The sequence below is a fragment of the Pseudomonas sp. FYR_7 genome, assembly GCF_043106155.1.
In the GTDB taxonomy this organism is placed as follows: Bacteria; Pseudomonadota; Gammaproteobacteria; order Pseudomonadales; family Pseudomonadaceae; genus Aquipseudomonas; species Aquipseudomonas parafulva_B.
The window spans coordinates 29,252-41,394 of sequence record NZ_JBICMI010000006.1; the positions used below are offsets into that span (position 1 = coordinate 29,252).

The 12,143-nt window shown below is 62.2% G+C and carries 11 protein-coding genes; 5 read left to right on the forward strand and 6 right to left on the reverse strand.

Features of this window, described 5'->3' with window-relative positions; all coding sequences use genetic code 11:
- Positions 1-90: 90 nt before the first annotated feature.
- Both ACF8R3_RS00320 and ACF8R3_RS00325 read right to left on the reverse strand, forming a co-directional pair.
- Positions 91-885, reverse strand: a complete 795-nt coding sequence (locus tag ACF8R3_RS00320) for a substrate-binding domain-containing protein (protein ID WP_078478320.1) — start codon at positions 883-885, stop codon at positions 91-93.
- Between the two features lie 81 nt (positions 886-966).
- Positions 967-1,860: a LysR family transcriptional regulator gene (locus tag ACF8R3_RS00325; RefSeq protein WP_058605064.1), complete on the reverse strand. Its 894-nt coding sequence runs from the start codon at positions 1,858-1,860 to the stop codon at positions 967-969.
- 146 nt (positions 1,861-2,006) lie between these two features.
- Between ACF8R3_RS00325 and ACF8R3_RS00330 the strand changes: the two genes are divergently transcribed.
- From ACF8R3_RS00330 to ACF8R3_RS00345, 4 genes are all read left to right on the forward strand, one after another.
- Complete coding sequence (locus tag ACF8R3_RS00330; protein WP_078479404.1) at positions 2,007-3,086, forward strand: 4-oxalomesaconate tautomerase; 1,080 nt, start codon at positions 2,007-2,009, stop codon at positions 3,084-3,086.
- 71 nt (positions 3,087-3,157) lie between these two features.
- Positions 3,158-4,477 carry a C4-dicarboxylate transporter DctA gene (gene dctA, locus ACF8R3_RS00335; RefSeq protein ID WP_058639776.1) on the forward strand — a complete coding sequence of 440 codons (1,320 nt, stop codon included), beginning with the start codon at positions 3,158-3,160 and terminating at the stop codon, positions 4,475-4,477.
- A 119-nt stretch (positions 4,478-4,596) separates the two neighbouring features.
- Positions 4,597-5,901 carry a CitMHS family transporter gene (locus ACF8R3_RS00340; protein WP_027916232.1) on the forward strand — a complete coding sequence of 435 codons (1,305 nt, stop codon included), beginning with the start codon at positions 4,597-4,599 and terminating at the stop codon, positions 5,899-5,901.
- Positions 5,902-5,967: 66 nt separating this feature from the next.
- On the forward strand, positions 5,968-7,221 hold the full coding sequence (locus tag ACF8R3_RS00345) for an OprD family porin (RefSeq protein ID WP_078478322.1): 1,254 nt from the start codon (positions 5,968-5,970) through the stop codon (positions 7,219-7,221).
- Between the two features lie 43 nt (positions 7,222-7,264).
- Here the strand turns inward: ACF8R3_RS00345 and ACF8R3_RS00350 are convergent, their stop codons facing one another.
- Both ACF8R3_RS00350 and ACF8R3_RS00355 read right to left on the reverse strand, forming a co-directional pair.
- Positions 7,265-7,780: a DUF4880 domain-containing protein gene (locus ACF8R3_RS00350; RefSeq protein ID WP_078478323.1), complete on the reverse strand. Its 516-nt coding sequence runs from the start codon at positions 7,778-7,780 to the stop codon at positions 7,265-7,267.
- A gap of 435 nt (positions 7,781-8,215) precedes the next feature.
- Positions 8,216-8,527 carry a DUF6124 family protein gene (locus ACF8R3_RS00355; protein WP_078478324.1) on the reverse strand — a complete coding sequence of 104 codons (312 nt, stop codon included), beginning with the start codon at positions 8,525-8,527 and terminating at the stop codon, positions 8,216-8,218.
- A gap of 130 nt (positions 8,528-8,657) precedes the next feature.
- Between ACF8R3_RS00355 and ACF8R3_RS00360 the strand changes: the two genes are divergently transcribed.
- Positions 8,658-9,311 carry a LexA family transcriptional regulator gene (locus tag ACF8R3_RS00360; protein ID WP_058639566.1) on the forward strand — a complete coding sequence of 218 codons (654 nt, stop codon included), beginning with the start codon at positions 8,658-8,660 and terminating at the stop codon, positions 9,309-9,311.
- 64 nt (positions 9,312-9,375) lie between these two features.
- On the opposite strand, the gene ACF8R3_RS00365 is transcribed toward ACF8R3_RS00360, so the two are convergent.
- Together ACF8R3_RS00365 and ACF8R3_RS00370 are read right to left on the reverse strand one after the other, a co-directional pair.
- Positions 9,376-11,328 carry an acetyl/propionyl/methylcrotonyl-CoA carboxylase subunit alpha gene (locus ACF8R3_RS00365; protein ID WP_392514569.1) on the reverse strand — a complete coding sequence of 651 codons (1,953 nt, stop codon included), beginning with the start codon at positions 11,326-11,328 and terminating at the stop codon, positions 9,376-9,378.
- Positions 11,325-12,140, reverse strand: a complete 816-nt coding sequence (locus tag ACF8R3_RS00370; RefSeq protein ID WP_182138873.1) for a gamma-carboxygeranoyl-CoA hydratase — start codon at positions 12,138-12,140, stop codon at positions 11,325-11,327. Before ACF8R3_RS00370 ends, ACF8R3_RS00365 begins: the two co-directional genes overlap by 4 nt.
- Positions 12,141-12,143: the final 3 nt, after the last annotated feature.

Here is a 12,143-nt window from a genome sequence, read left to right on the forward strand (position 1 = left end):
CCTTGGGAACGAGGAAGGATGGGTCTCAGACGCTGCGGTACGCCGGCAGGGCACGCCTTCGATCAACGTGCCTAAGCCGAGCGTTGAAGTTTAGTGGGCCGTGTGCGGCAGCGGGGTCAGGCCGCTTTTCTCGATGGCGGCGTCCGCCTGGGCAGAGGCCATGTAGTCAAGCAGCGCCTGGGCCGCCGCCCGGTGCTGGCTGTTGGCAACCACCGCACCCGAATACATCGTCATCTTTTGCCCCTCGGCCGGGATCAGCCCCACGATGTCGATGCCGGCCACCGGCTTGAGCTCGCTCAGTTGCTGGAACCCGATGGCTGCCTGGCCGCGTGCGACCACCTTGCCAACGGGCTCGGCGGGGATCATGTGGGCTTTGTGGGTGAACCCTTCGCCCAGGTTCATGCTCGGGAACAAGGTTTTGGACAGGTACACCCCGCTGGCGCTGTCGGAGTAGGCAACCGAGGGGCTATCGAGCAGCACCTGACGCAACTCACCCATTGTGCCGATAGCCGGCTTGGGCTCACCTTTGCGTACGGCCATGGCAATGAACGACTTGCCCAGGTCGATGCGGCTGGCCTTGTCGGCCTTGCCGTCGGTGACCAACTTGTCCAACGCCGAGCCCACCATCAGCACCACATCGGCCGGCTCGCCCCGTTGCAGCCGATTCGGGATGGCTTGCGGGGTCTGGCCCATCGATGGCGCGGCGAGCACGTTGAGCTTGACCCCGTAGGTGTGTTCATAAGCCGGTGCAACGTTGCGGATGGCGCCCATGATGCCGCCGGAGCTGAGCACGGTCAGCGTGGGGGCCTGGTCAGGGGTGGGCTCTGCGGCAGAGCAGGCAAAGGTGGCGACCAGCAGTGCCGTGCAGGACAACGTCTTGAGCATGGAAAAACTCCGAATAAAACGCATAGCTTATTGGCAGGCGGGCCCAGCGCTGAATTAACCGGCGTTAATAATGTTTCATGCTCAGCGGTTCGGCCATTTCTCCAGCAGGATCGACACGAACTTCTCCGCTGCTGGCGACAGCGAGGCGCCGCGGCGGTAGACCAGCCCCAAGGTGCGGGTGACCTCCGGCTCAATCAACGGCACGCTTACCAGGGTAGGGTGGTCTGCACTGGGCATGGCCAGGCTAGGCATGGCCGATACGCCAAGCCCGGCCTCGACCATGCCCAGGGACGTGGACAGGTGCTGCACTTCGTAGAACCATTTGGGCCGCAGATTCAGCCCGGCCAGAGCGTGGTCGAGCAACATGCGGTTGCCGCTCAATCGGCCGACACCGATCAAGCGATAGTCGGCAAGCTCGGTCCAGGTCACTGCATTGCGGTTGGCCAATGGGTGATCGCGCCGGCAGGCCAGCACGAAGTGCTCTTGCACCAAGGACACGAACTCGATGTCCGGATGCTGGCCGCTCATCATGTTGATGCCAAAATCGGCTTCCCCGCGCAGCACGGCCTCCAGGCCGTCATTGGCGCTCAGGTCCAACAGGCGAATGCGGATCTTGGGGTACTGGTCGTTGTAGTCGCGGATCACCGACGGCAAGAAATAGAACGCTGCAGTCGGGATACAGGCCAGCGTTACCTGCCCGGTCTGGCGTTCGGCCAGCTCCCGGATGCTGAGAATCGAATCCTCGAAGTCGTCCAGCAGGCGCCTGGCCTTGGGCAGAAAATCGCGGCCCACACTGGTCAGGCTGACGCGGCGGGTGGTGCGCTCCAACAGCGAGGTGCCCAACCCTTCCTCCAGCTTCTTGATTCGCCGGCTCAATGCCGGCTGCGAGAGATGCAGCACTTCGGCGGCCTCGTGGAAGCTGCCGAGTTCGGCGATTTTCACGAAAGATCGTATGTCTTGAAGCTCATATTCCACGATTCACCTCAGGTCGAAGTCGATTTTTATTATGTTGTAAAACGGAATAATCGCTACGATATTTGCATTGGAATGATTTATCTATCCCTGTCACTCTTTTGCTCACGGCATCAATGATGTCCATTGATCAACAAGAGTGCGAAATCATGCAACGAATTCCTTGCGTACTCATGCGCGGCGGCACCTCAAAAGGGCCGTTCTTTCATGCCTGGGACTTGCCTGCCAATGTGGTCGAACGCGATGAATTGCTCATCGACCTGATGGGGTCCGGCCATGAGCTGGAGATCGACGGTATCGGTGGCGGCAGCCCGCAGACCAGCAAGGTCGCGATCATCAGCCCGTCGCTGCATGCCGACGCCGACGTCGATTACCTGTTCGTGCAGGTGATGGTCGCCCAGCGCCGCGTGGACACTGCGCCCAACTGCGGCAACATGCTGTGCGCGGTCGGTCCTTTCGCCATCGAGCAAGGGCTGGTCAAGGGCCAGGAAGGCAAGACCCTGGTGCGCATTCGTAATCTGAACACGGGCACCTTCGTCAACTCGCTGGTGGAAACCCCGGGTGGCATCGTGCGCTATGAAGGGCGTACCGCCATCGATGGCGTGCCCGGCACTGCCGCGCCGGTGCACCTGACCTTCCTCGATGCGGTTGGCAGCAAGACCGGCAAGCTGTTCCCCACTGGGCAAGCCAAGGATGTGATCGATGGCGTGCCCATGACCTGTATCGACATGGCCATGCCCATGATGGTCATCCAGGCCAGTGACCTGGGCATGACCGGCGCCGAAACGCCGGACGAGCTCGACGCCAACGGCCCTCTGCTCAAGCGTCTGGAAGCCCTGCGCCTCAAAGCCGGCAAGGCCATGGGCCTTGGCGATGTCAGCGGCATGGTGATCCCCAAGCCGGTGCTGGTGTCCAAGCCGCGCTACGACGGCACGCTCCAGGTGCGCTACTTCATGCCGCACAATTGCCACCGTGCCCTGGCGATCACCGGTGCTGTGGGGCTGGCCACTGCCTGTGTCAGCCCCGGCAGCGTCATTGTGGATCTGCTGGGCGAACAAGCCTTGGACCTGAGCCAGGTTCGTCTTGAGCATCCAAGTGGTGGCATCGACGTCGCGTTGTCACGCAGCGGCGCTGATGGCAAGACCCTGCAAGCCTCTGTAGTACGTACTGCCCGGCGGCTCTTTTCAGGGTTCGTCTACGCGCCTACCTTGCGCAGGTTGGCTGGCTAGCCACCTCAAGGGTCGACCGCTGTACCTTGCAACAAGCGCATCCGCACAATATGAACAATGGGTGATGCCTCATGAAACTTGCCAAATCGCTGTACTTCCAGATCCTCTGCGCCGTCGTGCTGGGCGTAGTGGTCGGTCACTTCTGGGCGCAACAGGCCGTTGCGCTCAAGCCCTTGGGCGATGCCTTCATCAAGCTGGTCAAGATGATGATCGCGCCCGTGGTGTTCTGCACCATCGTCACCGGTATAGCCGGCATGACCGACAAGCGCTCGCTCGGGCGCTTGATGAGCAAGACACTATTGCTTTTCCTGGGGCTGACCATTGTCAGCCTGATCATCGGCTTGGCTGCGGTGTACCTGTTCAAGCCAGGGGTCGGCATGAACATCGACCCGGCCACTCTGAGCACCGAAGGCTTGACCCAGTTCACCGCCTCGGCCGCCAAACTGGGCGTGGTGGACTTTTTCATGCACATCATCCCGGACACCTTCATGGGGGCGTTCAACAAGGGTGAAGTGCTCCCCGTGCTGTTCATTGCCGTGCTCAGCGGTTTCGCGCTGTCGTCCATGGGCGAGAAGGGCAAACCGGTGCTGGACGTACTGGAAGCGGCCTCGGCCATGGTGTTCCGCATCTTCGGCTACCTCATGCGTTTCGCACCGGTCGGTGCGTTCGGTGCCCTGGCGTTCACGGTCGGGCAGTACGGCGTCACCTCGCTGGGGTCGCTCGCCAAGCTGATCGGTACGCTCTACATTGCCTGTGCGTTCTTCGTCCTGGTCGTGCTGGGCGGCATCTGCCGCGCCCATGGTTTCAGCCTGTGGAAGCTGCTGCGCTATTTCCGCGAAGAGTTCCTGGTGGTGCTGGGCACTTCTTCCACGGAACCTGTGTTGCCGCGCATGCTGGAGAAGCTGGAAAAGCTTGGCTGCAAGAAAGGGGTCGTCGGCCTGGTACTGCCTACCGGCTACTCGTTCAACCTCGACGGTACGGCGATCTACCTGTCCTTGGCCGCCGTGTTCATTGCCCAGGCCTGCAACATCGACCTGAGCCTGGGCCAGGTGGTGACCATGCTGGCGATCATGCTGCTGTCGTCAAAAGGCGCAGCGGGCGTGACCGGTAGCGGCTTCGTGGCCTTGGCCTCGACCCTGACAGTCATCCACGACATCCCGTTGGCAGGCCTGGCCCTGCTGATCGGCATCGACCGCTTCATGTCAGAGGCTCGCGCCCTCACGAGCCTTGCCAGCAACGCCGTGGCCACCGTGGTGGTGTCGATTTCCGAAAACGCGTGTGACAAGCAGATACTGCTCAGCCGCCTCAACGGCGAGCCTGTGGTCGAGCCGGCACCCGCCGCGGTCGGCCCTGACGCCACCTGGGTCGCCAAACCAAGCCATCACGGATAAGACGTCCGCAACACCCTGACCTCAAAACGCTGCAACCCGCGCGCAGGAACGCGCGCGGGTAGGGGGCTCGTCTGCGTCATCGACGGCCCAAACCGGATAAAAACAAGAGAGAAAAAGCCATGCTCGCACTCCTGGGCCTGATCATGGTGGTGACGTTCACCTACCTGATCATGAGCAAACGCTTGTCCCCGATCGTCGCCTTAACGGTCGTGCCCATCGTCTTCGCACTGGTGGGAGGCTTTGCACCTGACCTTGGCAAGATGATGCTCGATGGGCTGAAAATGGTAGCCCCGTCGGCCGCCTTGCTGCTGTTCGCCATCCTGTTTTTCGGCTTGATGATCGATGCCGGCCTGTTCGACCCTCTGATCCGCAAGATTCTCAAGCGCGTCAACGGCGACCCCATCAAGATCGCCATTGGCACTGCATTGCTGTCGCTGCTGGTGGCGCTGGACGGCGACGGCACCACCACCTACATGATCACCTGCGCGGCCATGCTGCCCTTGTACAAGCGCATCGGCATGAACCCGATGATCCTGGCAACGGTGTCAATGCTGTCGCTGAGCATCATGAGTGGCATGAGCCCCTGGGGCGGGCCTGCCACCCGCGCCATCGCAGCACTTGGGCTCGATGCCACCGACTATTTCATTCCCATGCTGCCCACGGTGATCGGTGGCGCCGCCTGGGTGGTGTTCACCGCCTACCTGCTGGGCCGTGCCGAACGACGCCGTATTGGCAACGTGGCCCTGGAGTCCGGCGGCGGCAACTGCTACATCAAGGAAATCCTGGGTGATACGCCCCACAAGCGCCCGCGTCTGGCCTATGTGAACCTGGTGCTGGTCATCGTGGTCATGACCGCGCTGGTGCTGGGCCTGATGCACGCGGCGATCCTGTTCATGATCGGTTTCGTTGCTGCGCTGATGATCAACTACCCGCAGCTGGAACTGCAGAAAGAACGTATTCTGGCCCATTCGGGCAACGCCATGACCGTGGTGCTGCTGGTGTTCGCCGCCGGTATCTTCGCCGGTATCTTCTCGGGCACCAAGATGGTCGATGCCCTGGCGCAAACCCTCGTGGACTGGATCCCGGAAGCCTGGAGCCACTGGTTCCCGCTGGTGGTGGCGCTGACCAGCATGCCGCTTACCTTCGTGCTGTCCAACGATGCCTATTATTTCGGCGTGGTGCCGATCCTGGCCAATGCAGCCGCCGCCTATGGCATCGACCCGGTGGAGATCGCCCGCGCTTCGGTGCTGGGCCAGCCGGTGCACTTGATGAGCCCGTTGGTCGCCTCGACCCTGCTGCTGGTGGGCATGGTCGACAAGGACATCGGCGACTTCCAGAAAGCCACGGTGAAGTGGGCAGTGCTCACTTCGCTGGTCATCACTGCATTGGCGGTGTTGACCGGCGCGCTGTCGTTCTTCGTCTGAACGGTGCGGGCGCCCCCAGGCGCCCGCCATCGCTTACACCCTAAAAACAACAATAGAGTACCGATCATGTCCTTGACCCTCGCGCGAGGGGCCGCCTGTGGCCTGCTCTGCGGCTGCCTGCCTGTGGCCGGCGCTACCGATTTCATTGAAGACAGCAAGCTCAAGCTGCAACTGCGCAACGTCTATTTCAACGAGAACTTTCGCGACGAACAGGGTATGAGCCCCCGCGCCGCAGCCACTGCCAAGAGCGAGCGTACCGAGTGGGCGCAGGGCTTCTTGCTCGATTACCAGTCGGGTTACACCCCCGGTACCCTGGGTCTGGGGCTCGATGCACTGGGCCTGTTGGGCGTGCGCCTGGATTCGGGGCGTGGCCGCAGTGGCACGGGCCTTTTGCCTGTGCATGACGATGGCCGGGCCGCCGACACGTTCGCCAGTGCCGGCGTTACGGTCAAGGCGCGTGTTGGGCAGAGCCTCGTCAGGCATGGCACCCTGTTGCCGAAGTTACCAGTGCTGGTGCATAACGATGCTCGCTTGATGCCGCAAACCTACCAAGGCACGCAGCTCACCAGTACCGCACTCGATAACCTGACCCTCACGGCCGGGCATTTGACCCGTTTCAAGCAGCGCGATTCATCCAACAGCACCGGCCTGTACCTGGACGGCTACAGTGGCGGCGAAGCCGGAGACTTCAGCTTTGCCGGCGCCGACTACACCTTCAGCAAACAGCTGCGCCTGAGCTACTACCACGGCCAGCTCGAGCACTTCTACCGTCAGGACTTCGCCGGCTTGGTTCACGACCATGCGCTGGCTGGCGGTGTACTGACCACGGACCTGCGTTACTTCAAGAGCAAAAGCACCGGCGCGGCCTACGGTGGCCCGATCGACAATGACATGCTCAGCGGGCAAATCGCCTACACGCATTCCGGCCACACGTTCGGCGCAGGCTATCAGCAGCTCAATGGCAAAGCGGGACTGCCATACATCAGCGGCGCGACGGTGTATTCATTCAGTAACGTGGGCATCGGCAAGTTCATCGAAGAAGATGAAAAGACCTGGATGGCGAGCTATGTCTACAATTTCGCCGCTGCCGGGGTGCCGGGGTTGACCTTCATGACCCGTTACCTGAGCGGCGATAACGGCCGTTCTGGCGCGGCGGGCCTGAGCGAATGGGAGCGCGATGCAGAGCTTGCGTATGTCGTGCAATCAGGCCCCGCCAAAGGGCTTGGCGTCAAGCTGCGCAACTATGTGTACCGCTCGGACTTTGCCCGGGGCCGCGACAGCAATCGGTTGTACCTGACGTACGACATCGCGCTGTGGTAAGGCGCTCAAAGCGCAGGCGTCAGCTACGGGCAATGGCTCCTTTTCACGTCCACAGCCCCAGCAAGACCAGTACGGCCATGCCCAGCGCGGCGGCAATCGAGCATCCACCCAACGACAGGGCAGCGCGACCCTTGCGATACCAGCCATCGCGGCCCAAGGCCAGGGCAGGCGCGTAAAGGCTGCGCCAGCGCAGTTCAGTAGCGTGGAACGCCTGCAGGTGGTTGGGCGAGGCGTCCAGCCAGCGACGAAAGTCGATACGCTCGCAGGCGGTGACGTCCGGGCTCTGCAAACGCACATACCACCGAGCTGCCTGGCTCGTCGGGCCATCGGGGCGGGGCTGACCGGCGAGCAACGCCTGGACCATGAGACGCTCGACACTGCGTAGGGGCAAGCCTAGACGTGTGGCGACCCTGGCCTGGGCCAGCTGATCGAGACGGCTTAGCAGAAACACTTGTTGCGCAGCGCGTGGCAGGCGCTTGAGTGCGAGCAACAGGGCAGCATCGCTATCGGCAGCGTGCTCGGGCAGAGGCGTATGGAGGCGCAAGAGCATGCGGGTCATGAGCAGTTCCTTGCTAGAGAGCAGATGGGGACATCCGTAGAAGCCGAGCTTAGGCTTAACGAGATTGATTCTCAAGTGCTGAATCGGCAAACTTTTGTAATGGCCGTTCACCCCCGGAAACACTTTTGCTACCATCGCCGCCATCACGATCTTCATTAGCCTGAAGAGCCAAAAAAAAGACCCAGCAAAAAGCTGGGTCAAAAACCGTGATTAGCCTGATGAGGAGATAATCCGAGAGCGACCTAAGCTCCGGTTTATCCAGCTGATCTCGCGATCAGCTGAGTGCAATAATAATCGTTATCATTTGCCAGTCAAATGATTTTTTATTCACGACGGTAGAAAATCTACCGCTGCGCTTCCTTGTCCCCCAAAGCGGGGCCTTGGCTTTACACGCCAAGCGCCTACTGCGTTCCCTCTCATTCACGGCAACCTGCCTCAAGCGGCGGGGTCTGCCGTGCGCTGGTGTTCCAGCAGCGCGCGAGCCATGTCCATCATGTGCATCAAGGCAAACAGCAGCTCTCGCTGGCCACCGTGCTGGTGGGTGGCGGTTTCCTGGGCGGTTGCTGCCGCACAGCGCAGCAGGGCAATGGCATGCTCCTGTGCTTGATCACGTGTGACGCCTTCGTGAAGCGTCCAAATCCTGTTCTCAGGCGTAGGGCGGGGCGGGTTGGGGTTTAGGTAATAATCCAGCGCGCGGCGGGCGGCTTCGCTGTCGAGATCTGTTTCGTCGTTTTTCGGATGTTTCATTGCGATACCTTCCAGGTTCTCGTCAAACACAATGAACTCAGAGCATAGGTCAATTTGTATTTTCTAGCGCCAAATAAATAATTCAGATTGTGTATTGCTGCTTCCAATACAGTCCGTATTGTTGCCGCTCATGGAAAATTGGAATGCATTTCTCAAGCGCTACAAGCGCGAACACAACCTCAGCCAGTTGAAACTGGCCGAGCGCCTGGGCATGACGCAAGGTGGGGTAGGGCACTGGCTTCGCGGCACCCGTCGTCCCACGTTGGAGACCATCAACGAAAAACTGGAAAAGCTCGGCCTGGTCTTTCTGGAGGCGCAGGTCATGGTGGTCGAGCGCGACCTGATGCGCGAAACACCTGGCCGCTACGGTGCTCAGCCGCCTGTTTCCGCACAGGCCCTGCTCTATGCGAGCTTTCGCTTTCCGGTGCTCAAGTGGGCGGACTTGCAGGGCCCTTTGCCTGAAACCAGTGAAGTGCACGAGCAGACCGACTACATGCCTGCCGGCAATGCGTTCTGGCTTGCCGTGGAAAACGACTCGATGAACGCTGCCAGCGGCAAGAGCGTGCCCGAAGGCATGCGCGTGCTGGTCGATACCGGGTTGCCCGTGGAGCCCGGCAGGTTGGTGATCGCACGCCAGCCTGGCAAAGCCCCCGTGCTCCGCCAATTGGTCGAAGAAGGCGGCGACAAGATGCTCAAGCCGTTGAACACCCGTTACCCCACGGTGCTCTGCGAAACCGGCTGTGAGTTCCTGGGCGTGGTAGTGCGGGTACACGGGGCGTTCTGAGGCCACGTGGCCCGTGCGGTGAGGCAAGGGCCGCAGGCCGTCAGGCACCGCGACCCCGCGGCCTTCACGGTTCCAGTTCGACCAGCGCTGCCCCCTCGCTGACCATGTCGCCTTCCTGGCACAGCAAGGCTTTGACCGTGGTGGCCTTGGGGGCCCGAATGCTGTGCTCCATCTTCATGGCCTCCAGCACCACCAGCGGGGCACCTGCCTCTACCGCCTGACCCACCTCGACCAGTACCCGCACGATGCTGCCGTTCATGGGGGCGGTCAGGCCGCCTTGATGGGCAAGGTCGATGGCTGCCTGGGCGAGCGGGTCGAATGCTTCGAGGGTGTGGAGTTCTCCATCCCAGTGCAGATACAGGCTGGCACCTTTGCGAATGGCCAGGTGGCGGGTGCGCAGGCCTGCCTGCTCTCGCATCAGCCAATCCCCTTGCAGGCTCCAGATGCCTTGGGTCTTCTGGTTGAGCGTAACGGCCTGGTCATGCCCATTGTGGGTCAGATGCACATTCAGCGAAGTTCCAGTCCCCAAGCGCAGCCCGTCTTGTCGGGCCCATGGGGAGTGTGGGTCGTCCACGCGTGCGCGGGCAGGTTCGCTCAGCAACCACGCCTGGGCTGCAGCCTCCCAGCCCTCGGCCGACAATGCCTGCGCGGCGGGCAAAAGCGTTTCCTGATGACGCGGGATGAAGCCGGTATCCAGCTCGGCTGCTGCAAACCCAGGGTGGGCCAGGATACGTCGCAGGAAGGCGATGTTGGTCTTGACGCCGCCTACCGCGAACTCATCCAGCATGGCCAGCAAGCGCAGGCGGGCCTGCTCCCGGTCTTCGCCCCAGGCGATCAGTTTGCCCAGCATCGGGTCGTAGAAGGGCGACACCGCATCGCCTTCGCTCACACCGCTGTCCACGCGCCGGCCTGGGCCGCAAGCCGGTTCCCGGTAAAGCGTCAGGGTGCCGGTGGCCGGCAAGAAGTCATTGGCCGGATCTTCGGCGTACAGCCGCACTTCGATGGCATGGCCGTTGAGCGGTACCTGGTCCTGGGTGATGGGCAGGGGTTCACCGCAGGCCACGCGAATCTGCCAGGCCACCAGGTCCAGGCCGGTGATGGCCTCGGTGACGGGGTGCTCCACCTGCAGGCGCGTGTTCATTTCCATGAAGAAGAACTGGCCACGGGCGTCCAGCAGAAATTCCACGGTGCCAGCGCCGACATAGCCGATGGCCTGCGCCGCGCGTACTGCCGCCTCGCCCATGGCGCGGCGCAGGTCCGCCGAAAGGCCCGGGGCAGGGGCTTCCTCGATCACCTTCTGGTGACGCCGCTGGATCGAGCAATCCCGTTCGTTGAGGTACAGGCAGTGGCCATGGCGATCGGCAAAAATCTGGATCTCCACATGGCGCGGCTTCAATACGTACTTTTCCACCAGCATCCGCGCATCGCCAAAGGATGACAGGGCTTCACGTTGCGCCGACGCCAGGGCATCGGCCAACTGGCTTTCGTCCTCGACCACCTTCATGCCCTTGCCGCCACCACCGGCGCTGGCCTTGAGCAGGACCGGGTAGCCGACGTGCCGGGCGGCTTGCTTGAAGGTGTCCAGGTCCTGGGCCTGGCCATGATAGCCCGGCACCAGCGGCACGCCTGCGGACTCCATCAAGGCCTTGGCGGCCGACTTGCTGCCCATGGCGTCGATGGCCGACGCAGGTGGGCCCAGGAACATCAAGCCAGCGGCTTCGACTGCGCGGGCAAAATCTGCGTTTTCCGAAAGAAAGCCATAGCCCGGGTGAATGGCCTGGGCACCGCTTGCCTTGGCCGCTGCCACCAGCTTGTCGATCTGCAGGTAACTGTCTGCCGCCTTGTTGCCGCCCAGGTCCACGCACACATCGGCTTCCCGGCTGTGGCGGGCATTACGGTCGATGGCGCTGTGCACCGCCACCGTGGTCAGGCCCATGGCCTTGGCGGTGCGCATCACCCGGCAGGCGATTTCACCACGGTTGGCCACCAGCAACGTTGTCAATGGCGGGCGGTTCATGGGCGTGGCTCCTTGTTTGCATCGGCCTGCCAGGCAGGTTGGCGTTTTTCCAGAAACGCACGAAGGCCTTCCTGGCCCTCGGCGCTTACGCGGATTCGCGCGATGGCGTTCTCGCAATAACGACGCAGGCCAGGGCTGAGGGTGCCGCCGTCGACCTCGCGCAACAGCTCCTTGGTCGCACGCATTGCCTGGGGGCTATTGGCCAGAAGGGTTTCAATCCACTGGTTCACGCTGGCCTCCAACTGGCTGGCCGGGTACACCTCGGCCAACAACCCAAGGGCCTGGGCCTGCAACCCGCTGAAGCGCTCTGCCGTGAGTGCATAACGGCGGGCGGCGCGCTCGCCGATGGCCTTGACCACGAAGGGACTGATCACCGCCGGTGCCAGGCCGATGCGCACTTCCGACAGGCACAGCTGGGCGTCTTCGGCACCGATGGCCATGTCACAGCAACTGATCAGGCCCAGGGCGCCGCCGAATGCGGCGCCCTGGACCACTGCCAGGGTCGGCACCTTGATGCGGTGCAGTGCATACATCAACTCGCCCAGCTCGCGTGCGTCATCCAGGTTGGTGTTGAAGTCCAGCTGCGCCGACTGCTGCATCCACGCAAGGTCGGCGCCGGCACTGAAATGCCGTCCCCGCCCGCGCAGCAACACGAAGCGTACGCCCGCGTCGTCGGCAAGCTGCCCCAGGGCAATGTTCAGCTCGCGGATCATCAAGGCATTGAAGGCGTTGTGCTTGTCCTCGCGGCTGAGCCACAAGGTGGCGAAGCCACGTGGATCGTGGCTCACCTCTACCGTAGTGAAATCGCTCATGGG